Here is a 22,530-nt window from a genome sequence, read left to right as displayed (position 1 = left end):
GGGGGGGGCCGGGGGGTGGGGGGGGGGGGGGGTTTTTTTTTTTTGGGGGGGGGGGGGGGGGGGGGGGGGGGGGGGGGGCCGGGGGGCCCCCCCCCGCGTCCGGCTCTGCGCTGTGAGGAGGAGCTGGCTACTCGACCGGCTCGTTGAGGATGGTGGTCAGCTGCTCGTTCGCGGCGGCGAGGACCTCTTCGGGGTCACCGCCGTTGACGATCTCCAGGACGGCGCCCGGCAGGATCTTGCTGTCCTGGTCGGCCGCGGTCCAGCGCGGGGTGCTCGGGAAGAACTGCGTGTGCTGCATCTGGGTGGCGGAGGCGACGCGGGCCGGGTCCTTCTGGTACTCGTCGCCGGCCAGCAGCTCCGGGTAGGCCGGGAAGAAGCCCGCGGCGTCGGCGTAGCCCTGGCCGCCCTCCTGGTCGCCCAGGACGGTCAGCAGCTCGAAGGCGAGCTCCGGGTACTGGGTGGTGGAGAAGACGGAGAGCGCGGAGCCGCCGGCGAAGGCCGGCGCGATGCCGTCGGCGCCCGGGATCGGGGCGGCGACGATGTTCTCCAGGACGGCCGGGTCCTCGGCCTGCTCCTCCATGGAGGTCAGCGCCCAGCTGCCGTCGATGTACATACCGACCTGGCTGTTGGCCATGTCGGCGAGCGGCACGAGCTCGTTCTCGCCCACGTAGCTCTGCGGGGAGACGCCGTCGTTGGTCAGGTCGGCGTAGAACTCGATGGCCTCGACGGTGGCGGGGTCGGTGAGGTGGCCCTCCCACTCGCCCTCGGCGTTCTGGGTGGCGATCTCGCCGCCGTTGCTCCAGATGAAGGAGGCGATGCCGTTGGTGAAGTCGGTCGGCGCGGCGAAGCCGGGCACGTCGTACTCCGCCTCGATGTCCTCGGCGACGGTCAGCAGCTCGTCCCAGGTGGTGGGGGGCTCGTGGCCGAGCTCCTGCAGCCAGTCGGCGCGGTAGTACAGGGTGCGGACGCCGGAGAACCACGGAACGCCGTACTGGACGCCGTCGTAGGTGCCGTACTCCAGGGCGTTCTGGTCCATCTCCGCGGCGGCGTCCCAGCCGCCGACCTGCTCGGTGATGTCGAGCAGGGCGCCCTGCGAGGCCCAGCCGGACACCTGGTCGTTGCCGATCTCGATGACGTCGGGAGCGTCGCCGCCGGCGAGGGCGTTGGTGATCGACTCCTGGGCGTCCGGCCAGGGGATGAACTCGACGTTGACCTCGACGTCCGGGTTGTTCTCCTGGAACCGGGCCTCGGCGCCCTCGAAGTACTCGACGAGGGGCGGCTGCGAGGTGCCCATGACCCACACGGTCAGGCTGTCGGCGGAACCACCGCCATCGGAGTCGGAACCGCCACCGCCGCAGGCGGCGGCGAGCAGGACCACGGACGTAGCCGCGGCGATCTTGGGGAACCTCATGTTGAACCTATCTCCCTTCGCACGACGCGCCGGGGTTCGACGCCTGTGCTCGAACCGGCCTGGGATGATGGAACGTCATCCCACGGTTCGACGTCTCTGTGGGGGTGTGCTGGGATAGCACGTTGCCGCCCCGCCGGCGCGGGTACCGGAGGGTCCGGATGAACTCGGACCTGCCAGGACGTGACCTCCTGTGAGGTTGTGAGCTAAATTAACAGGAAACTTTCCTAATAAAAACAGGGTGAGGTGTCACGGTTATGTCTCAACGTCCGGGGACTCCCCGGCTGCTACGCCAGCTCAACGACCGTGCGGCGCTGGAACTGCTGCTGTCCGCCGGTCCGCTGACGCGCACGCAGCTGGGTACGAGGACCGGTCTTTCCAAGGTAACCGCGTCCCAGCTCCTCGCCCGGCTGGAGGAGCGTGACCTGGTACGCGTCGTGGGGAGCCAGGCCGGCGGGCGGGGACCCAACGCCGCGCTCTACGCGGTGGTTCCCGAGAGCGCCTACGTCGCGGCCCTGGACGTCAGCGCCCGCCGGGTGACCGCCACGATCGCCGACATCACCGGCCGGATCGTCGGCGACGTCACCGTGGACCCCAGCAGCTCCGACGACCCCGTCGCCCTGGTCCACACGGCCGTGATGCGCCTGGTCGAAACGGCGGAGGTGCCGCTGGACAGGCTCCGCGCCTGCGTCATCGGCACCCCCGGCGTGGTCGACCCGCGGACCGGCGACATCCGCTTCTCCTTCGACCTCATCTCCTGGCACGAGGGCATCCTGGAGGCGCTGCGCACCGACCTGAAGCGGTCGGTGATGATCGAGAACGACGTGAACCTGGCCGCCCTGGCCGAGCACGCCGAGGGCGCCGCCGCCGGGGTCCCGGAGTTCGTGCTCATCTGGCTCAGCGCCGCGGGCGGCGTCGGCATGTCCACCATGATCGACGGCCGCATCCACCGGGGCCGCTCCGGCGGCGCGGGCGAGATCGGCTACCTGCCCGTGCCCGGCGCCCCCATGCCCGGCGACCTGGGCCTGTCCGGGGGCTACGAGTCCCTGCGCGACGACGTGAACCGGGAGCTGCCGCACGGCTTCCAGGCGCTGGTCAAGGCGGGCCGGGTCGTCGGCCTGGCCGCCGAGCACGGCGTGCCGGGCGACAACGTCGTCGACGTGGTGCGCAGCGCCGCCGCCTCGGGCACCCCCGAGGGCGACGCGTTCCTGGACGCCTTCGCCGAGCGGCTCGCCCGCGGGGTGGCCGCCGTCAGCGTCATCATCGACCCCGGCCTGGTCGTGCTGGGCGGCGACGTCGCCCAGGCGGGCGGCGTCAAGCTCGCCGAGCGGGTGCAGGCGGCCACGGCCCGCATCGCCCCCAACGCCACCGAGATCGCGCTGGGCGCGGTCGAGGGCGGCCCCGTCGTGCGCGGCGCCCTGCTGCACGCGCTGGAGCACGCCCGCGACGAGGTGTTCTCCTCCACGGTCTGAGCGGTCCGGCCCCCGGCCGGCCGCGACCGCGCCCTCCCCCGCACGGTGGGGGAGGGCCGGGCCGGGCCGCGATCGCGCCCCCGGCGGGTCACCCCGCGGGGCGGGCCATGGCCACCCGCGGCCGCACCCGGATCTGCTCCTCCTGTTCCCACAGGTCGCGCAGCCCCGGTCCCCACTCCCGCGGCGGCAGCACCGCGAAGCCGCGGGCCGCGTACCAGGGGCCGTTCCAGGGCAGGTCGCGGAAGGTCGTCAGGGTCACCCGGGGTGACCCGGCGGCGGACGCCCCGGAGCACACCGCCTCCAGCAGGGCCGACCCGACCCCGCGCCGCCCGTGGTCGGGGTGCACCGCGAGCTGTTCCAGGTGCACGCCCCCGTCCAGCGGCAGGGTGGCGGCCAGCCCCAGCACCGCGCCGTCCGCCACCGCCACCAGGACCCGCTCGGCGTGCTCGAACACCTCGCGCGGATCGTCCGGCGGCAGCACCACCCCGGCCTGCGCGAACAGCGTGTCCGCGGCCAGCGACGCCGCCACCGCGCCCGCCTCGTCCCCGGGCCCCATCGGCCTGATCTCCATCGTGCTCCCCCCTGTGCGAACGCCCGCCATCATGCCCGGGACCGAACGCCGCCACCAGGGGTTTTCACGGGCGCAGCCGCAGCCCCCTGGGGGTGGCGTGGAACCCGGCGGACACCAGCGCGGCGTCCAGCGGCGTCCCGAACACCTCGGTCCCGTCGGCCCGCTCCACCGTCACCGTGCCCAGCGCGCCGGTGCGCACCACCTCGGCCAGGGCGGCCGCGGCCCTGGCCAGTTCCTGCGGGGAGGCCCCCAGGGTGAGCGCGGAGCGCCCGCCCCGGCCCGTGTAGAGGGTGGGCCGCCCGTCGTCGACCACCACCACCGCACCCGCCGTCCGCGCCGGGCGGCCGCCCTCGCCCGCCTCCGGCCAGGGCAGCTCGCGGCCGAACGGGTTGGCCGGGTCGTCGGCGGCCAGCACCACCGGCGCCACCGCCCCGCCCCGGTTCTCCCCGGCCAGCGCCCGCAGGCGGTCCACCGCGCCGGGCAGGGCGAACTGGGCGCCGCCCAGCCCCGCCACGAAGTAGCCGCGGCGCACCCGCCCGGCCTCCTCCATCGACCGCAGCACCCGGTACTCGTCCGGGGAGATGCCGCCGCCCTGCCAGCCCTTGACCAGCAGGCCCTGCCGCTCCAGCCGGGCCTGCACCGACGCCAGGACCCGCCGGGTGGGGTCGGCCTCCCTCTCGGGCAGCACCGACCAGCGGCCCGCCGCCGTCGGCGGCCCCGACCGGGTCGGCAGCACCGCCCGCGGGGCCCGGCCCGGCCGCGGCCTCCGCGGGGGCCGCACCGGGTCGCCGGCGCCCAGGAGGGCGCGCACCGGGGCCAGGGTGTCGTTGGCGACCACGCCGTTCCAGACCAGCGACCACAGCGCCGCCACCAGGTCGGCGTCCGAGGGGGCGCCGATCCCGCCGTCGCGGGTCACCCGGTCGGCGAGGTCGCGGAAGAACAGCGCGCCGCCCTCGCGCAGTGCGGACAGCACCGCGTGCTCCGGCGAACCCGGCTCGGGGAGCACCGGGGCGGGCGCCAGCTCCGCGGCCTCGTCCGCGGGGAGCAGGACGATCCGGCCGTCCCCGCCGGGCAGCGGGCCGGCGCCCGCCCACACCACCTCCCCGGCCTGGGTGAGCTCGTCCAGCATCCGCGGCTCGTAGCCCTCCACCCGGGAGGGCAGCACCAGCGACTCCAGCGCCGAGGCGGGGACGGGCGCTCCGCGCAGCGACTCCACCGCCTCGAACACCGCGTCCGGCCCGCGCCACCGCTCGCCGGGCACCGCCCGCTGCCAGGCCGGGGCGAACCGGGCCAGCGCCGCCGGGTCGACCGGCTCCACCTCCGCCCGCAGCCGGGCGATCGACCCCCGCCGCAGGCGGCGCAGCACGTCGGCGTCGCACCACTCCGTCCCGGTGCCCCCGGGACGGAACCCGCCCCGCGAGACCCGTCCCTCCCGGGCCAGCACCCGCAGCATCCCGGCGACGGCCTCCTCGCCCAGGCCCAGCCGGGCGGCGGCCGCGGCGGTGGTGAACGGCCCGTGCGTGCGCGCGTACCTGGAGACCAGGTCGCGCACCGGGTCGGCCGCGGGCTCCAGCAGAGCCCGCGCAACCCCCGGGGGCGCCGGCACCCCCAGCGCGTCCCGCAGCCGCGCGACGTCCTCCACCGCGCACCACCGCTCCACCGGCCCTCCCCCGCCCGGAACGGCCGCCGCCGGGTCGGGCCCGGCCGCGTCGCCGTCGGCGGGCTCGGGCGGCTCCACGGCGCCGGGCAGCGGCATCCGCACCGCGCGGCCCTCCTCCTCCAGGGCGGCCAGCCACTCCGCGCGCACGCCCCGGGCGGCGGCCTCCGCCGTCGTCAGCGGCCCCAGCTCCCGCAGCAGGTCGGCCGCGGCCTCCCCGTCGCGAACCGGGGCTGCGGTGCGCTGGAGCAGGCCGTCCACCTCCGCCACCACCCCCGGGTCCAGCAGGTCCCGCAGGTCGGTGCGGCCCAGCAGGTCCGACAGCAGCGACGGGTCCAGGGCCAGCGCCCCGGCGCGCGCCTCGGCGGCCGGGGCGTCCCCCTCGTACAGGAACGCCGCCGTGTACTCCATCAGCAGCGACCGGGCGAACGGCGAGGCCCGGTCGGTCTCCACCTCCACCACGCGCACGTCGCGCGAGCGCACCCCGCGCAGCACCTCCACCAGCGCGGGCACGTCGAACAGGTCCCGCAGGCACTCGCGCGCCGTCTCCAGCACGATCGGGAACGACCCGTAGCGGCCCGCCACCGACAGCAGGTGCGAGGCGCGCAGCCGCTGCTGCCACAGCGGCATCCGCCGGTCCGGCCGCTGCCGCGGCAGCAGCAGCGCCCGGGCTGCGCACTCGCGGAACCGGGACGCGAACAGCGCCGACCCGGTCAGCTCGTCGGTGACCACCGCCTCCACGGTCTCGGGGTCCACCGCCACCAGCTCGGCCAGCACCCCCGGTTCGTCCAGGCCGCCCACGGTGTCGGGCAGGTTCAGCACGATCCCGTCGTCCCCGTGCAGCACCCGGCTCTCCACCCCGTACCGCTCCCGGATCCGCGCGGCGACGGCCAGCGCCCAGGGGGCGTGCACGCGGTCGCCCAGCGGCGAGTGGACCACCACCCGCCGGTCGCCCACCTGGTCGCGGAACCGCTCGATGACCACCGTGCGGTCGTCGGGGACGTGACCGGTCGCGTCCCGCTGCTCGGCGACGTAGGCCGCCAGGTTGCGGGCCGCCCACGGGTCCAGCCCCGAGAACTCCGCCGCCGCCTCCCGCGGCGCCTCGCCCAGCCTGCGCACCGCCGCGCCGATGGCCCGGCCCAGCTCCACCGGGCGGCCCTGGGCGTCGGCCTTCCAGAACGGCATCCGGCCCGGCCGACCCGGGGCCGGGGAGACCAGCACCCGGTCGGCGGTGATCCCCTCGATCCTCCAGGTGGTGGAGCCCAGGACGAACACGTCGCCCACCCGGGACTCGTACACCATCTCCTCGTCCAGCTCCCCGACCCGGGTCGGCGCTTTCTCCGCGCCGGCCAGGTGCACCGTGTACATGCCCCGGTCGGGGATGGTGCCCCCGGCGACCACCGCCAGCCGCTGGGCGTCGGGCCGGGCCCGCAGGACGCCCTCACGGCGGTCCCACACCAGGCGGGGCCGCAGCTCGGCGAACTCGTCGGAGGGGTAGCGGCCCGACAGCATGTCCAGGACCGACTCCAGCACGCTGTCGGCCAGGTCGGAGAACGGGGCGGCCCGCCGCACCACCGCGGCCAGCTCCGCCACCGGCCACTCGTCCATCGCGACCATCGCGACGATCTGCTGGGCCAGCACGTCCAGCGGCGACCGGGGCATGCGCAGCGGCTCGATGTCGCCCGCGCGCATCCGCTCCACCGCCACCGCCGTCGTGAGCAGGTCGCCCCGGAACGCCGGGAGGAACACCCCGCGCGAGGTGCCGCCCACCTGGTGCCCGGCCCGCCCCACCCGCTGGAGCCCGGACGCCACCGACGGGGGCGCGGCCACCTGCACCACCAGGTCCACCGCGCCCATGTCCACACCCAGCTCCAGGCTGGAGGTGGCCACCACGCAGCGCAGCCGCCCCGCCTTGAGGTCGTCCTCGACCACCGCCCGTTCGGCCTTGGACATCGACCCGTGGTGGGTGCGGGCGATGACCGGCGCGGCGCCCCGGCTGCTCCCGGACTGGGCGATGACGAGCGCGGGCACCTCCGCGGGCGGCAGGTCGGCGCCGTGGCGCTCGGCGTACAGGTCGTTGAGGCGGGCGCACAGCCGCTCCGCGGTCCGCCGGCCGTTGGTGAACACGATGGTGGACCGGTGCTCCTCCACCAGGTCCAGCACCCGGCGCTCCAGGTGCGGCCACAGCGAGCCGGCGCCGGCCGGGGGGCCCGCGGCCGGAGGGGCGCCCGCGGGGGAGGCGTCCGCCGGGACCGGGGGGCCGGGGGCCTCCAGCGGCTCCACCTCCGCGCCGGTCTCCTCCGGGTCCCCGGGGCCCAGGGCCCGGGGCGGCGGGGGCAGGTGGGGCTCCTCCATGTCGAACACCGGCACCGCCACGCTCAGGTCCAGGTGCGGTGCGTCCGGCGGCGCCACGATCGCGGCGCCGCCCAGGAACTCCGCGACCGTCTCCGCCGGGCGCACCGTCGCCGACAGGCCGATCCGCAGGGTGCGCCGGTCCACCAGCTCCTCCAGCCGCTCCAGGCTCAGGGCCAGGTGGGCGCCGCGCTTGGTGCCCGCCAGGGCGTGCACCTCGTCCACGATCACCGTCTCCACCCCGGCCAGCCCCTCGCGGGCCCGCGAGGTCAGCACCAGGAACAGCGACTCGGGGGTGGTGATGAGGATGTCCGGCGGCCGGGTGGCCATTCGCCGCCGCTCGTCCGCCGGGGTGTCGCCGGTGCGCACGCCCACCGACACGGGGGACACCGGGGCGCCCGACTCCGCGGCGGCCGCGGAGATACCCGCCAACGGGACGCGCAGGTTGCGCTCCACGTCCACGGCCAGCGCCTTGAGGGGCGAGACGTACAGCACCCGGCACCGGCGGGCCGGGTCCTCGGGGACGGGGGAGGAGAGCAGGCGGTCCAGCGACCACAGGAACGCCGCCAGCGTCTTGCCCGACCCGGTCGGGGCCACCACGAGGGTGTCCTTCCCGCCCGCGACCGACGCCCAGGCGCCCTCCTGGGCCGGGGTCGGTCCGCCGGGGAAGGCGCGTTCGAACCAGGCCCGGGTGGCGGGCCCGAAGAAGGACGGTGTCATCCGTTAAGTCTGCACCCCGGGGGCGACGATTCCGGGGAGGCGGCCTGTGGACGACGGCCGACACCGGAGCGGGGGATCGACGATACTGGGGCCGATGAGACTGACTGTTTTCTGGCACAACATGTACGAGCAGTTCGGCGAGGCGTACGCGCAGAGCCTGGCCAAGGACTACGTGATCGAGGGGCTGGGCTCGCGCACCGTCGAGGGGGCGCTCGCCGACGGGGTCGCGGCCAAGGAGGTCTGGCGGGCCGTCTGCGACGCGTTCGACCTCCCGGCCGCGGCGCGCTGACCACAGGGGAGAAGAGGGGGGACGCGTTCGCGCGTTCGAACGGAAATCGAACAGGGGTTCGGGTAGGCTGGGTTTTCCACAGGCCGACGCCGGACATCGCGATTGTCGGACCGACCGCGTAGCGTCGTGCGCATCATGAAGAAGAAGGCATCGACCCAACAGGGGTATCCCGTGGCATCTGGAGACCGAGAGAAGGCTCTCGAAACCGCCCTCGCGCAGATCGAGCGGCAGTTCGGCAAGGGCTCCGTCATGCGCCTGGGCGACGACGACCGTCCGCCCATCGAGGCCATCCCCACCGGGGCGATCGCCCTCGACGTGGCGCTGGGCATCGGCGGCATCCCGCGCGGCCGGATCATCGAGGTGTACGGCCCCGAGTCCAGCGGTAAGACCACCGTCGCGCTGCACGCGGTGGCCAACGCGCAGCGGATGGGCGGCATCGCCGCGTTCGTCGACGCCGAGCACGCGCTGGACCCCGAGTACGCCAAGAAGATCGGCGTCGACACCGACAACCTGCTGCTGTCCCAGCCGGACACCGGCGAGCAGGCGCTGGAGATCGTCGACATGCTGATCCGCTCCGGCGCCGTCTCCATCATCGTCATCGACTCCGTGGCGGCCCTGGTGCCCCGCGCCGAGATCGAGGGCGAGATGGGCGACAGCCACGTCGGCCTGCAGGCCCGGCTCATGTCGCAGGCGCTGCGCAAGATCGCCGGCGCGCTCAACCAGACCGGCACCACCGCGATCTTCATCAACCAGCTCCGCGAGAAGGTCGGCGTGATGTTCGGCTCCCCGGAGACCACCAGCGGTGGCCGGGCGCTGAAGTTCTACTCGTCGGTGCGCCTGGACGTGCGCCGCATCGAGACCCTCAAGGACGGCACCGACGCGGTCGGCAACCGCACCCGCGTCAAGGTCGTCAAGAACAAGGTCGCGCCGCCCTTCAAGCAGGCCGAGTTCGACATCCTGTACGGGGTGGGCGTCTCCCGCGAGGGCAGCCTCATCGACCTGGGCGTGGAGCACGGCATCGTGCGCAAGTCGGGCGCCTGGTACACCTACGACGGCACCCAGCTCGGCCAGGGCAAGGAGAACGCGCGCAACTTCCTGCGCGACAACTCCGACATCGCCAACGAGGTCGAGAAGAAGATCAAGGAGAAGCTGGGCGTCTCCACCGGCGACGACAGCGCCTCGGGTCCGGAGGACCCCAAGGCCGCGGCCGCCGACAAGGCCCCTGCGGACAAGGCGGCCCCCGCCGCGGCTCCGGCGGCGGCCGACAAGGCCCCCGCCAAGAAGGCCCCGGCCAAGACCACCACCGTCAAGGCGCCCGCGACGGATGCGTGAGGCCGACACCCCGCCGGACGGCGACGGCCCCGACGCCGCGCCGTCGTCCGGCGGGGAGAAGGCACTGAACAGGGCCCGCACCCTGGCCCTGCGGATGCTCGCGCACAAGCCGCGCACCACCGCGCAGCTGGAGGCCGGCCTGCTCCGCCGCGGCCACGAGGAAGAGGTCGTGGCCGCGGTCATGGAGGAGTGCACGCGGGCCGGACTGGTCGATGACGCCGTCTTCTCCCGCGCCTGGGTGAGCTCGCGCCACCACGGCCGGGGGCTGTCCCGTGCCGCGCTCACCCGTGAGCTGCGCACCCGCGGCGTGGCCGAGGAGACCGTGCGCGACGCGGTCGCCGAACTCGGCGACGAGGAGGAGGCGGCCGCCGCCCGGGCCCTGGCCCGGCGCAGCCTCTCCGGCAGCCGCGGCCGCGAGCGCGAGACCCGCGTCCGCCGCGCCCTGGGCGTCCTGGCCCGCAAGGGCTACGGCGGCGGCCTGTCCTACCGGATCGTCCGCGAGGAACTGGAGGCCGAGGGCCTCGACCTCGACCCGGACTTCCCGGAGTGAGCCTCACCCCGGTGGACGTGCCGCGGCGGTGGCGGCCGGAGTGGGAGTACACCGTGACGGAGGATGCGACATGACCGAGGAGGCCGTCCCGGTCCTGCGGGTGGCCGACGCGGAGGCGGCGGTGCGGTGGTACGCGCGGCTGGGGTTCGCGTTCGGCTGGGAGCACCGGTTCGAGCCGGGGTTCCCGGCGTTCGTCGAGGTGCACCGGGGGCGGGTCCGGCTGTTCCTGTCGGAGCACGAGGGGGACGCGCGGCCGGACACCCTGGTCTACCTGCGGCTGAACGACATCGACGCCGTGGCCGCCGAGTTCGGCGTCCCGGTGGAGGAGGCGCCGTGGGGCCGCGAGCTGGAACTGCGCGACCCCGACGGCAACCGGCTGCGCATCGGCGTCCCGACCGACTGAGCGGTCAGGCCTCGGGGGTCCGGGCGGCCGGCTCGGCGACCGGTGCCGCGGCGTCCGGCTCCGGGGCGGGCTCCCCGCCGGGGGCCTCCGCGGCGGCCGCGCCGTCCGGCGGGGCCTGGACCGGTTCGGGTTCGGGCTCCGGTTCGGGGCGCGGGGCGGGCGGCTCGGTGGCGAGCTCCAGCGGCGGCGCGTCCGACGCGAACCCGAACACCCGCGCGTACAGCGCCAGCTCGGCCTCCAGCGACTCCCTGCGCGCCTTCTCCCCGGTGAACCCGTGCGCCTCGCCCTCGAACTCCACCAGCGCGTACGGCACCTTCCGCCCGCCCAGCGCCGTCGCCATGGCGAACGCCTGGTCCGGGGTCACCACCGGGTCGTCCAGGCCCTGGAGCAGCAGCACCGGCACGTCGATCTCCGAGGCCAGGTTGATCGGCGACCGCTCCCGGTAGCGCTCCACGAACCCCGGCAGCAGGCCCACCAGCGTGTCCAGGAACCGCGACTCGAAGTCGTGGGTGGTGCGCACCAGCCCCAGCAGGTCGGTCACCCCGAAGTAGGACACCCCGCAGGCGAACACGTCCCCGGTGACCGCCACCAGCGCCGTGTACCCGCCCGCGCTCGGCCCGCGCACCGCCAGCCGCTCGGGGTCGGCCTCGCCCCGCTCCACCAGGGCCCGGGCCACGGCGGTGACGTCCTCGACGTCCACCACGCCCCACTCCTTGTGCAGGCGCTTGCGGTAGGAGCGCCCGTACCCGGTGGACCCGCCGTAGTTGACGTCCACCACGCCGATGCCCCGGCTGGTGAAGTACGCCTTGAAGGGGTCGAACGCGGTCGTGGCGTGCGACACCGGGCCGCCGTGCACCCACACCGCGTACGGCGCGGGCCCCGCCGCCGTGTGCTCCGGGTGGGTGGGCGGGTAGACGTTGGCGTGCACCGGGGCCCCGTAGCGGCCCGGGAACGTGGCCTTGCGGGGCACCGGCAGGTAGGCGGTGTCGGGGACCGACTCCATCGACCCGCGCAGCACCTCCACCCGCCCGGTGGCCGGGTCCAGCCGGACCAGCGACTGCGGGACGGTCGGCGAGGCCGCCACGCCCACGACGGTGCGCCCGTCGGTGTCGAGCATCGACCACGACGTCAGGTCGGTGTCCACCGGGGCCAGGTCCAGGGTGTCGGGGTCGTACACTCCCGGCACCATGTCGGCGTCGCCGTGCAGCGCCACCACCTTCCCCGAGCCCAGCACGCAGAAAGACCGGTCGCCCAGTCGCCCCGGCGGGGAGTGGAACTCCTCCTCGGCCGGGTACAGCGCGATCGCCGGGCCGGTGAGCCCCACCTGGTACAGGTTCCAGAAGCCCGGCCAGTCCGAGGCCGCGTACAGGGAGGTGTCGTCGATCCACACCGGGGAGACCACCGACTCCTCCGAGGAGCCCTTGAGCGTGTACTCGCCGGTCAGCCCGTCCCCGTCGAACAGGCCCATCCGCAGCTCGGTGCCGTCCCAGGGCATCTTGGGGTGGTTCCACCGCACGTACGCCAGCCTGGTCCCGTCGGGGGAGGGGGTGGGGGAGGCGTAGAAGTCGGCGCCCGAGACGATCTCGCGCACGGCGGACGGGTCGGAGGCGCCCCGGCCCGACAGCGGCACCGACACGATCGACCGCCGCACCGTGCCCTGGGAGTGCTGCTCGCGCACGCACAGGACGCTGCGGCCGTCGGGCCCCAGCGTCGGCTCCGCGTAGCGCAGCGCCGCGGGCCCGTCCGGTTCGGGGGTGAGCGGGACCGGCGCGGCGGCGCCGTGCTCCAGCAGGTACAGGCGCTGGTCGGGGGAGTTGACGAAGACGACGCCCATGCGCACCAGCGCCTTGTCGTCGCGCCGGGGCACGGGGCGGAAGGCCCGGCCCCCGTACTCGTGCACGCGGCTGCCCACGCTCCACGGGGCGGCCAGCAGCTCGGTCAGGGTGCCGTCGGCGCCGCGCCGCATGATGGTCCGGCGGCCCTCCTCGGGCCGGCTCTCCTCCCACCACACCTCGTCGCCCACCACGGAGGGGAAGGCGAGGGCGCGCACCCCACGGGCGACGTCGGCGGCGCTGATGGGCGATGGCCAGGAGCCGTGGCTCGACAGTTCAGACATATCCCGCTCAGGATGGGTCGTGGGGTGTATCCGATGACATGTCGACCTTAGTCCTCGCGGGGCCGCGTGTGCAGTCCCGCCGGATCCCGTATCCGTCTTGTGAGGGTCCGCCCGCCCCGCCGGGGCGGGAACGCCGACGGCCCCGTCCACGGGGTGGACGGGGCCGTCGAACGGGTGCCGGGGACTAGGGCTTCTCGGGCCCCGCCGTGCCGTCGGGCCCCTCGGAGGGGCCCTCCGAGGCGGCCGCACCGGCGGCCGTCCCGGTGGCGTCGACCGCGGCCGGGGCGCCGCCGGCCGCGGTGGGCCGGGCCGAGACGCGGCCGCGCCGTGCGTTGCGGCGCTCCAGCCAGATCGCCAGCCGGCTCAGGGCGATGTTGATGATGATGTAGATGATCGCGCAGATGATCGCCGCCGGGATCACGTTGCTCTCCCGGGTCGCCAGCAGCGTGAAGCTGCGCAGCAGCTCCGGGAAGGCGACGATGTAGCCGAGCGCGGAGTCCTTGAGCAGGACCACCAGCTGGGCGACGATCGCCGGCATCATCGACGTGATCGCCTGCGGGATCAGGATCTGCCACATCGTCTGCGTCCGGGTCATGCCGATGGCCTGGGCGGCCTCGGACTGGCCCTTGGGCACCGCCAGGATGCCCGCCCGGAACACCTCCGCCAGCACCGACCCGTTGTACAGGGTCAGGCCGGTGACGACCGCGGCCAGCGCGGTCACCTGGAAGGTGCCGGTCGGGATGTTGAACACCTGCCAGGCGACGATCGGCAGCGCCATGGTGAAGAAGATCAGCATCAGCAGCGGGATGCCGCGGAAGAACTCCACGACGGCCCCGGCGGGGATGCGGATCCAGGCGTGCTCGGACAGCCGGCCGATACCGAAGACCAGGCCGAACACGACGGCCAGCACCGACGCGGTCAGCGCCGCGGTCAGGGTGTTCTGCAGACCGGGGATGACGTAGCCGGTCCACGTGTCGGGCCGCAGGAACGGCTCCCACATGTCGGCCGCCCACTGGCCGTCCGGGTTGACCGCCCAGGTGGCCGCCGAGAACAGCGGGCCCTCCCGGTCGGTCAGGGTCCGGTTGAACCCCAGGTACAGGACGGCCAGGCCGACCAGGGCCAGGAGCACGGTCAGGACCGTGTAGATGACGTTGCGCCGCCGTGCGCGGGGGCCGGGGGCGTCGAAGAGGACCGAGGTCTGGGCGCTCATCGGACCACCGCCACGCGCTTGGACAGCCAGCCGAAGAAGTAACCCGTCGGCAGGGTCAGGATCAGGAAGCCGATCGCGAACCCGACGAAGGTCGGCAGGACCGGCGCGATGCCCTGGTCGAACATGAGCTTCATCTGCCGGGACGCCTCCTGGACGCCCAGCCCCGCAACGGAGGCGACGGTCGTGTTCTTGGTGAGCGCGATGAGCACACTGCCCAGCGGGCCCACGACGGTGCGCAGTGCCTGGGGGATGACGATCAGGCGGAGGTTCTGGGTGAAGGTCAGACCCAGGGAACGGGCTGCTTCGACCTGTCCGAGCGGGATGGTGTTGATACCCGACCGCAGCGATTCGGAGACGAAGCAGGAGGTGTAGGCGGACAGTCCGATGACCGCCCACCAGAACACGTCAAGGGCGACGGTGTCGCTGAAGCTCAGCCCCAGGGCGCTGTTGAGGCCCAGGCCGCAGAAGAGCAGCACCAGGGTCAACGGGGTGTTCCGGACACCTTCCACGTAGGCGGTGGACAGGCCGCGCAGCAGCGGGACGGGGGAGACCCGCATCGCGGTGAGCAGGATGCCCAGGATGAACGAGAACAGGGCGCTGAGGAGGGTGAGCCGGACGGTCCATGAGAAACCGTCGACAACCCTGTCGATATTGCTGAGAAAGGCTTCCATGGGTCCCAGCCGGTCAAGGGCCGGGAGGTGGCGCCGGGACGTCCCGGCCCCACCTCCCGGACGGGGTCAGATGGCGGACTTACTCGCAGGTGTCGAGCGCGGGCTGGGTCTCCTCGAAGGCGAAGTCGGTCTCACCGAAGGCCGACTCCAGGTACTCGGTGGCCGCGCCCTCCTCCCACATCTTGGTGATGGCCGCGTTGACCTGCTCGCAGAGCTCGGTGGAGCCCTCGGGCATGCCGACGCCGTACTTCTCCTCGCCGAACGGGTTGTTGACCATCCGGTACTCGCCCGGGTTCTGGGCGGCGAAGCCCGCGAGGATGGTGTTGTCGGTGGTCACCGCGTCGACGGTGCCGTTGCCGAGCAGCTCCAGGCACTCGGAGTAGTTGCCGGCCTCGCGCAGCTGGGCGTCGACGCCCAGGCCGCCGTCCTCCTCGGAGTCGACGATGTTGTTGGCCGAGCGGGAGCCGGAGGCCGAGCACAGGGTCTTGCCCTCGAGGTCCTCGGGGCCGTTGATGTCGGTGTTGTCGGCCTGGGTCAGGATGTCCTGCTGGGCGATGTAGTACGGGCCGCCGAAGTCCACGACCTGGCGGCGCTCGTCGGTGATCGAGTAGGTGGCGAAGATCAGGTCGACGGTGCCCTGCTGGAGGAAGGACTCGCGGTTGGCGGAGGCGGCCTCGGTCCACTCGATCTGGTCCGGGGTGTAGCCGAGCTCGCCGGCGACGTAGGTGGCGACGTCCACGTCGAAGCCGACGGGGGTGCCGCCCTCGTCCAGGCCCAGGCCCGGCTGGTCGTACTTGACACCGATGGTGATGGTGTCGCCACCGCCGTTGCCCTCGCCGCCGCCTTCGCCGCCCTCGCCGCCGACCTCGGCGGTGCCACAGGCGGTGAGGGCGAGCGCCAGGGCCGCGGCGCTGCCCAGAGCGGTGCTGATGCGACGGACTCGCATTGGGGATACCTCTTCCTTGAGATGCGTGCGAAGCTCATGGCCCGGTGGGCCGGGGGACTGCTAGTGGGTCAGGATCTTCGAGAGGAAGTCCTGGGCCCGCTCCGACTGCGGGTTGGTGAAGAACTCGTCGGGCGTGTTCTCCTCGACGATCTCGCCGTCGGCCATGAACACGACCCGGTTGGCGGCGCGGCGGGCGAATCCCATCTCGTGGGTGACCACGACCATGGTCATGCCCTCGCTCGCGAGGTCGGTCATGACGTCGAGGACCTCCTGGACCATCTCCGGGTCCAGGGCGGAGGTCGGCTCGTCGAAGAGGATGACCTTCGGATTCATCGCCAGGGCACGGGCGATGGCCACGCGCTGCTGCTGTCCGCCGGACAGCTGCGCCGGGTACTTGTGGGCCTGGTTGCCGATACGGACCCGCTCCAGCAGTTCCATGCCGCGGGCCTCGGCCTCGCCCTTGGGCTTGCGCAGCACCTTCATGGGTCCCAGCGTCACGTTCTGCAACACGGTCTTGTGCGCGAACAGGTTGAAGGACTGGAACACCATGCCCACGTCGCTGCGCAGGCGCGCGAGCGCGCGGCCCTCGGCCGGGAGCGGCTGTTCGTCGAGGGTGATCACGCCGGAGTCGATCGTCTCCAGGCGGTTGATCGTGCGGCACAGTGTCGACTTGCCGGAACCGGACGGCCCGATGACGACTACCACCTCGCCGGAGTTAACCGTCAGATTGATGTCGCGGAGCACGTGCAGGTCGCCGAAGTGCTTGTTGACGTTCTCCAGCACGACGAGAGGAGTTGAGGTCATGGTCGGAACCTAGTGGGTCGATGTTGCGGTGTCATCACTAAAAACGTGGGCCGCAAACGGAGTGGCTGACTTGTTACGGCGTGATCGATGAAACCGTTATGCGGACGGAGCGTAGGTACGCGTTTCGTCACTCACTGTACTGGAATCGTTTCCAGCCGTTCTGGAGGCCGCATTGTTCGGTCATCAGAAGACAGCACCTTTCTCGCAGTTCATGTGTCCGATATCCGTTCGGCCGGTCACTAAACCGGTTCCGGGGGGCGGGGTGCGGAGAGTGACCCCCGTCCGCGGCGGCCTTGGGCGGTCCGCGACACCGGATAGCCTGAGGATGTGAGCCAGAGTCGTACCTACCAAGTGCGGACCTACGGCTGCCAGATGAACGTCCACGACTCCGAGCGCCTCTCCGGTCTGCTGGAGGACGCTGGGTACGCGCGCGCAGCCGAGGACACCACCGCGGACATCGTCGTCTTCAACACCTGTGCGGTCCGGGAGAACGCGGACAACCGCCTGTACGGCAACCTCGGGCACCTGCGCCCGGTCAAGGACGCCAACCCCGGCATGCAGATCGCCGTGGGCGGCTGCCTGGCGCAGAAGGACCGCGGTGAGATCGTCCGGCGCGCCCCCTGGGTCGACGTCGTGTTCGGCACCCACAACATCGGTTCCCTGCCGGCCCTGCTGGAGCGCGCCCGCGTCCAGAAGGAGGCGCAGGTCGAGATCGCGGAGTCGCTGGAGCACTTCCCCTCCACGCTGCCCAGCCGCCGCGAGTCGGCGTACGCGGCGTGGGTGTCGATCTCGGTCGGGTGCAACAACACCTGCACCTTCTGCATCGTCCCGGCGCTGCGCGGCAAGGAGCAGGACCGCCGCCCCGGCGACATCCTCGCCGAGGTGCGGGCCCTGGTCGCCGAGGGCGTCAGCGAGATCACCCTGCTCGGCCAGAACGTCAACGCCTACGGCAGCGGCTTCGGCGACCGGCAGGCGTTCTCCAAGCTGCTGCGCGCCTGCGGTGAGATCGAGGGGCTGGAGCGGGTCCGCTTCACCTCCCCGCACCCGCGCGACTTCACCGACGACGTCATCGAGGCGATGGCGCAGACCCCCAACGTGATGCCGCAGCTGCACATGCCGCTGCAGTCGGGGTCCAGCCGCGTCCTCAAGGCGATGCGCCGCTCCTACCGCCAGGAGCGCTTCCTGGGCATCGTGGAGAAGGTGCGCGAGGCCATGCCGCAGGCCGCCATCACCACCGACATCATCGTGGGCTTCCCCGGCGAGACCGAGGAGGACTTCGAGGAGACGCTGCACGTGGTCCGCGAGGCCCGCTTCGCGGCCGCGTTCACGTTCCAGTACTCCAAGCGCCCCGGCACCCCCGCCGCCACGATGGACGGCCAGGTGCCGCCGGAGGTCGTCAAGGAGCGCTACCAGCGGCTGGTCGACCTCCAGGAGCAGATCTCCTGGGAGGAGAACAAGAAGCTGGTCGGCACCGAGGTCGAGCTGCTGGTGGCCGAGGGCGAGGGCCGCAAGGACGGCGAGCGCCGCCGCCTGTCCGGCCGCGCCCCCGACAACCGTCTCGTGCACTTCGCCGTGGGCGACGCCGAGGAGCCCCGGCCCGGCGACGTGGTGACCGTCGAGGTCACCTACGCCGCGCCGCACCACCTGGTGTCCGACTCCGGGGTGCGCGACCTGCGCCGCACCCGCGCCGGGGACGCCTGGGCCGCCCGCAACGGCGAGCCCGCCGCGGACCGCAGGCCCGAGGTCCTGCTGGGCATGCCGCGCGTCGGCAGGCCCGCCGAGCAGCCCGCCCCCGTCGGCGGCTGCGACCTCGTCTGACCCGAGGCGTGGAACGGCCCCGGTGCGCGAGCACCGGGGCCGTCGCCGTCCCCGGACCGGTCAGCCCCAGGGCTCGACCTCCAGGTCTGCGAAGTCGCCGAGGACCTGCCGCCCGTCCTCGGCGAGGGCCGCGACCACCTGCTCGGCCCGGTTTAGGGGCAGGTGCGCGAACCGGAACACCCGCTCCCGCGGATCGGGGACCTCCACCCGCAGGAGCGGTCCCTCCTCCCAGACCAGCTGGACGCTCGCGTCGTTCGGCGCGATGAACGTCATGTACGAGTTCGGGGTGGGTGTCAGCCGGTACAGCAGTTCCCGCCAGAGGCCGTCCCCCGCCACCCCCTCGCCGGCGGCCCGGGCCAGCCCCCCGTTGTCGAGCCGCCGGTCGTCGAAGTTCACCAGCAGGCCGCGGGCCCGGCCGTGGTCCGGTTCGCGGGGGGTGTGCCATTTCCACGCGCCCGGTGCGAGCTCGACGGCCCGCCCGGGGTCGCCGTTCCAGGAGGGTTCGAGGCCCTGCTCGCGCAGGGCCTCGACGACCTCGTGGCCGATGGCGGCCTGCTCCTCCGGGGCCTGCCGCGGCCGGTCGGTGAACACGCCGAAGAACAGGAGTCCGGGGCCCCGGTCGACGGCGTCGTGAACGAAGCCGCGTGCACGGGGGAAGGACTTCTCGCGCTCGCCGCCCATGATGACCGGGCCGTCGCCCCGGCCCCAGCCGTAGTCCTCGCGCGCGATGACGCCCGCCGTGTCCAGGGCCCGGAAGGCCCGGGAGAGTCGTTCGGCGTCCGTCGGCTCGGTCATGGTCCCCCTCGGTGGTGGTGTCGGATCCGTGCTCTGGGACGGTGCCCCGGACCGTTCGGTTCCGACCGGGTGCCCTGTACGCCGCCGGACCGGTGGGTGCGGGCCGGGGCGTGGCGCCGCCCCGGCCCACACGTCCTAGAGCAGCACGTACAGGTCCTCGAACCGTACGAACGCCAGGTTGGGCTGGCGCACCGGCGGGCGCGCGGGGTCCAGCGCCAGCCCGGGGAAGGCGGCCAGCAGCGCGGCGAGCGCCTCCTGCCCCTCCGCCCGGGCCAGCGCCGCGCCCAGGCAGTAGTGGAGCCCGTGCCCGAAGGCCAGGTGCGCCTCGCCGGGCTCGCCCCGGTGCCGGGTGATGTCGAACCGCTCCGGCTCGGGGTGCACCCGGGGGTCGCGGTTGGCCCCCGCGGCCATGGCGATCACGGCGGTGCCCGCCGGGATGGTCGTGGTGGACAGCTCGACGTCCTCGGTCGCGAACCGCGGCCGGGTCTGGAACACCGGGCCGCACCAGCGCAGCATCTCGTGGACCGCCGACGGCATCAGGCCGGGGTCCTCCCGCAGCGCGGCCAGCTGGTCGGGGTGGGTGAGCAGGGCGTGGGTCCCGTTGGCGATGAGGTTGGCGGTGGTCTCGTGACCGGCGACGACCAGGGTGATGATCATCGTGATCAGCTCCTCCTCCGAGAGCCGGTCGCCGTCCTCGTCGCGGACCCGGACCAGGTCGCCGAGCAGGTCGTCGTACTCGTGCTCGCGGTGCAGCGCGATGAGGCGCCGGGAGGCGTCCACCAGGGAGCCGACCGTCCGGTTCATCGCCTCCAGGTCGGAGAACTTGAACGAGGTGAGGGTGTGCCCCCACTCCCGCCAGGGCGTCCGCTCCTCCTCGGGCACCCCGAGCAGGTCGCAGATGACGGCGATCGGCAGCGGGTAGGTGAAGTGGTCGACCAGGTCCACGGACGCGCCCTCGACGCGGTCGGGCAGGCCGGCGATGAGCTTCTCGGCGATGGAGCGGATGCGCGGGCGCATCGCCTCGATCCGGCGCACGGTGAAGGTGCGCGAGACCAGCTTGCGCAGCCGGACGTGGTCGACCCCGTCCTTGTCCAGCAGGCCCTCGCTGATGTGGGTGATCAGTTCGGGCCGCATGCCCATGGCCAGCAGCAGTTCCGGCCGGGACGGCACCGTCCGCTCGCCGGGCAGGTTCTCGGCGTTGATGACGAACCGGCGGTCGCTCAAGATGGTGCGGGCGTCGGCGTCGTCCACGACCAGCCGCATCTCCATGCCGCCCATGGTGGCGCGGGCCCGCGCTCCGGCGGCGCGGACGCGCTCCAGCAGTTCGACGTGGTCGAGGTCGGCCGGCGGGGCCGTCAGTTCGAACAGGGTCTGAGTGCTCATGTGCCCTCCCGGGCGTTCACTCGGTGGATGGGAGGTACTCCTCCAGCGCCTTGCGCGCCCACCCCATGAGCCCCTCGAACAGGGCGAGGACCTCGGGTCGGGCGGCGAGCAGCGCGTCGGGGTCGGCGTCCTCCTCCAGGCTCCGCCGCACGGACTCGCCGAGGATGTCGGCGCGCACCCGCGCTTCGGGGACCGGGTAGGACTGCCGGGACAGCAGGGGCGGTGCGACCAGTCCGCCCAGGACGGACGAGACGAACAGGTAGTTCTGCTCCTCGACCGGCCGGTCGGTGCGCAGCAGGCCGTGCCCGCGCAGGACCGTGAAGTACTCCTGCATCACGCGGGCCCGCAGGCCGATCAGCCCGCTCTGGGTGGTGCCGACCGTTTCGACGATGCCGCCCAGGGTCTGCGGGTCGCGGGCGAGGATGGCCTTGACCAGCGGTGTCTCGTGCTGTGTCAGGTAGATCCAGCGGGCGGTGGCCCCCGGCATGATCGCCGCGGGGTCGGTTCTCATGGCCTCGATGAGCCGGGTGCCGACCTCCAGCTGGACCCGGACCACGACCAGCCCGAACAGCACCTCCTTGGTGGGGAAGTGCAGGTAGACCGTGCCCTTGCCGACACCCGCCCGGCGGGCCACGTCCTCCATGGTGATCTTGCCGTAGCCCAGCGAGAGGAGTAGTTCGCCCGCGGCGTCGAGGATGCGCACCGCTCGGCGGGCGCGTTCGGCGTCGCGGGGGGTTCCTGCGGTCGTGACCACTGTCGCTCCTGTGGCTCGGGGAATGTCGGGAGACCTGTCGGCCCATGCCCTCATGTTCCCGCACCCCCGATCCGTGGTCGCGCGATCCGTGACCGCGTGACCAGATTTCAAATCCGGTCACACAGTCAAAACTAGGCCGTCACGGTGCCCCTGGCAAGCCCCCGGCCCGGCGGGAGGGACACGGGAGGCGAGGGGGGAGGAAGGGGCGGAAAAGAAAGCGGGGGGCGTGCCTTCGGGCACGCCCCCCGGGTGTTCCGGTCGCGGTTACAGGTTCCGCGGGACCATCGTCGCGATGTCCACCAGCGCCTCGCCGGGCTCGTCGCCGGTCGCCGACAGCGCCGTGTCCACCTGGTGCAGCGCCCGCTCCACCAGGTCGGGCGCGTCGTAGGGCAGCCAGCGCACCCGCGGGTCGCGGCGGAACCACGACTCCTGCCGCCGGGCGAACCGGCGGGTGGCCTGGGCGGTCGCCGCCCGCGCCTCCTCCTCCGACAGCTCCCCGTCCAGCTGCGCCAGCGCCTGGGCGTACCCCAGCGCCTTGGACGCGGTGCGGCCCTCGCGCAGCCCCAGACGGTCCAGCTCGCGGACCTCGTCGACCAGGCCCTGCTCCCACATGCGGTCCACCCGCAGGTCGATGCGGGGGTCCAGGTCCGGGCGCGGGGCGGTCAGACCGATCTGCGTGCACGGGTAGAACGACGCGTGGTCGGGCATGGTCGCGGTGAACGGCCGCCCGGTCAGCTCGATGACCTCCAGCGCCCGCACGATCCGGCGCCCGTTGCCGGGCAGGATCGCCCGCGCCGCCGCCGGGTCGGCCTCGGCCAGCCGGGCGTGCAGCACCCCCGGGCCCACCTCGGCCAGCTCCGCCTCCAGCCGGGCGCGCACCTGCGGGTCGGTGCCGGGGAACTCCAGGTGGTCCAGGACCGCCCGCACGTACAGCCCGGAGCCGCCCACCAGGATCGGCAGGACGTCCCGGTCGGCGCAGTCCTCCACCAGCTCGCGCGCCAGCGTCTGGTAGCTGGCGACGTCCGCGGGCTCGGTGACGTCCCAGATGTCGAGCAGGTGGTGGGGCACGCCCCGCCGCTCCTCCCGGCGGAGCTTGGCGGTGCCGATGTCCATCCCCCGGTACAGCTGCATGGAGTCGGCGTTGATCACCTCGCCGCGGCGCCCCGTGCGCTCTTCCAGGCGCAGGGCCAGCTCCACTGCCAGGTCGGACTTGCCCACGGCGGTCGGACCCACGACCGCGATCACCTTGATCATCCCCCCAGCCTAAGCGGCCCGTGGG

18 protein-coding genes are annotated in these 22,530 nt (G+C 73.4%); 6 read left to right on the top strand and 12 right to left on the bottom strand.

Features of this window, described 5'->3' with window-relative positions; all coding sequences use genetic code 11:
• Positions 1-127: 127 nt before the first annotated feature.
• A complete protein-coding gene (locus ACFVNO_RS18295; RefSeq protein ID WP_355259706.1) occupies positions 128-1,411 on the bottom strand; it encodes an extracellular solute-binding protein in 1,284 nt (427 codons plus the stop codon).
• Between the two features lie 254 nt (positions 1,412-1,665).
• On the opposite strand from ACFVNO_RS18295, the gene ACFVNO_RS18290 reads away from it, so the two are divergent.
• Complete coding sequence (locus ACFVNO_RS18290; protein WP_355259709.1) at positions 1,666-2,880, top strand: ROK family transcriptional regulator; 1,215 nt, start codon at positions 1,666-1,668, stop codon at positions 2,878-2,880.
• Between the two features lie 88 nt (positions 2,881-2,968).
• Here ACFVNO_RS18290 and ACFVNO_RS18285 read toward each other — a convergent pair whose 3' ends face one another.
• Both ACFVNO_RS18285 and ACFVNO_RS18280 read right to left on the bottom strand, forming a co-directional pair.
• Positions 2,969-3,436 (bottom strand): GNAT family N-acetyltransferase, encoded by a 468-nt coding sequence (locus tag ACFVNO_RS18285; RefSeq protein ID WP_378893958.1) that lies wholly within the window; start codon positions 3,434-3,436, stop codon positions 2,969-2,971.
• A 79-nt stretch (positions 3,437-3,515) separates the two neighbouring features.
• Positions 3,516-8,180: a DEAD/DEAH box helicase gene (locus ACFVNO_RS18280; RefSeq protein ID WP_355259712.1), complete on the bottom strand. Its 4,665-nt coding sequence runs from the start codon at positions 8,178-8,180 to the stop codon at positions 3,516-3,518.
• A 94-nt stretch (positions 8,181-8,274) separates the two neighbouring features.
• Between ACFVNO_RS18280 and ACFVNO_RS18275 the strand changes: the two genes are divergently transcribed.
• The 4 genes from ACFVNO_RS18275 to ACFVNO_RS18260 all read left to right on the top strand — a co-directional run bounded on the left by ACFVNO_RS18275 (position 8,275) and on the right by ACFVNO_RS18260 (position 10,754).
• Complete coding sequence (locus ACFVNO_RS18275) at positions 8,275-8,469, top strand: DUF3046 domain-containing protein (protein ID WP_220562678.1); 195 nt, start codon at positions 8,275-8,277, stop codon at positions 8,467-8,469.
• A 171-nt stretch (positions 8,470-8,640) separates the two neighbouring features.
• A complete protein-coding gene (recA, locus tag ACFVNO_RS18270; RefSeq protein ID WP_355259715.1) occupies positions 8,641-9,801 on the top strand; it encodes a recombinase RecA in 1,161 nt (386 codons plus the stop codon).
• Positions 9,794-10,351, top strand: a complete 558-nt coding sequence (locus ACFVNO_RS18265; RefSeq protein WP_378893928.1) for a regulatory protein RecX — start codon at positions 9,794-9,796, stop codon at positions 10,349-10,351. Before recA ends, ACFVNO_RS18265 begins: the two co-directional genes overlap by 8 nt.
• Before the next feature lie 70 nt (positions 10,352-10,421).
• Positions 10,422-10,754 carry a glyoxalase superfamily protein gene (locus tag ACFVNO_RS18260; RefSeq protein ID WP_378893925.1) on the top strand — a complete coding sequence of 111 codons (333 nt, stop codon included), beginning with the start codon at positions 10,422-10,424 and terminating at the stop codon, positions 10,752-10,754.
• A gap of 4 nt (positions 10,755-10,758) precedes the next feature.
• On the opposite strand, the gene ACFVNO_RS18255 is transcribed toward ACFVNO_RS18260, so the two are convergent.
• The 5 genes from ACFVNO_RS18255 to ACFVNO_RS18235 form a co-directional block, all read right to left on the bottom strand.
• On the bottom strand, positions 10,759-12,870 hold the full coding sequence (locus ACFVNO_RS18255; protein ID WP_378893922.1) for a S9 family peptidase: 2,112 nt from the start codon (positions 12,868-12,870) through the stop codon (positions 10,759-10,761).
• Between the two features lie 184 nt (positions 12,871-13,054).
• Positions 13,055-14,080: an amino acid ABC transporter permease gene (locus ACFVNO_RS18250; RefSeq protein ID WP_378893919.1), complete on the bottom strand. Its 1,026-nt coding sequence runs from the start codon at positions 14,078-14,080 to the stop codon at positions 13,055-13,057.
• Positions 14,077-14,751, bottom strand: coding sequence for an amino acid ABC transporter permease (locus ACFVNO_RS18245; RefSeq protein WP_220562672.1), 675 nt, complete (start codon positions 14,749-14,751; stop codon positions 14,077-14,079). Before ACFVNO_RS18245 ends, ACFVNO_RS18250 begins: the two co-directional genes overlap by 4 nt.
• Positions 14,752-14,830: 79 nt before the next feature.
• Positions 14,831-15,697 (bottom strand): glutamate ABC transporter substrate-binding protein, encoded by an 867-nt coding sequence (locus tag ACFVNO_RS18240; RefSeq protein WP_355259729.1) that lies wholly within the window; start codon positions 15,695-15,697, stop codon positions 14,831-14,833.
• A gap of 60 nt (positions 15,698-15,757) precedes the next feature.
• Positions 15,758-16,501 (bottom strand): amino acid ABC transporter ATP-binding protein, encoded by a 744-nt coding sequence (locus tag ACFVNO_RS18235; protein ID WP_220562670.1) that lies wholly within the window; start codon positions 16,499-16,501, stop codon positions 15,758-15,760.
• 351 nt (positions 16,502-16,852) lie between these two features.
• Between ACFVNO_RS18235 and miaB the strand changes: the two genes are divergently transcribed.
• On the top strand, positions 16,853-18,319 hold the full coding sequence (miaB, locus tag ACFVNO_RS18230) for a tRNA (N6-isopentenyl adenosine(37)-C2)-methylthiotransferase MiaB (protein ID WP_355260251.1): 1,467 nt from the start codon (positions 16,853-16,855) through the stop codon (positions 18,317-18,319).
• A gap of 60 nt (positions 18,320-18,379) precedes the next feature.
• On the opposite strand, the gene ACFVNO_RS18225 is transcribed toward miaB, so the two are convergent.
• The 4 genes from ACFVNO_RS18225 to miaA all read right to left on the bottom strand — a co-directional run bounded on the left by ACFVNO_RS18225 (position 18,380) and on the right by miaA (position 22,505).
• Complete coding sequence (locus tag ACFVNO_RS18225) at positions 18,380-19,114, bottom strand: DUF6891 domain-containing protein (RefSeq protein WP_378893913.1); 735 nt, start codon at positions 19,112-19,114, stop codon at positions 18,380-18,382.
• Positions 19,115-19,249: 135 nt separating this feature from the next.
• Positions 19,250-20,497 (bottom strand): cytochrome P450, encoded by a 1,248-nt coding sequence (locus ACFVNO_RS18220; protein ID WP_355259733.1) that lies wholly within the window; start codon positions 20,495-20,497, stop codon positions 19,250-19,252.
• Positions 20,498-20,513: 16 nt separating this feature from the next.
• Entirely contained in the window at positions 20,514-21,251 is a 738-nt protein-coding gene (locus tag ACFVNO_RS18215; RefSeq protein ID WP_277615490.1) for a TetR/AcrR family transcriptional regulator, read from the bottom strand.
• Positions 21,252-21,515: 264 nt separating this feature from the next.
• Positions 21,516-22,505, bottom strand: coding sequence for a tRNA (adenosine(37)-N6)-dimethylallyltransferase MiaA (gene miaA, locus ACFVNO_RS18210; RefSeq protein WP_355259736.1), 990 nt, complete (start codon positions 22,503-22,505; stop codon positions 21,516-21,518).
• Between the last annotated feature and the right edge of the window lie 25 nt (positions 22,506-22,530).

This window comes from Nocardiopsis sp. NPDC057823 (assembly GCF_042797335.1).
Classification (GTDB): Bacteria; Actinomycetota; Actinomycetes; order Streptosporangiales; family Streptosporangiaceae; genus Nocardiopsis; species Nocardiopsis changdeensis.
This window is presented reverse-complemented; position numbering and strand designations above follow the sequence as displayed.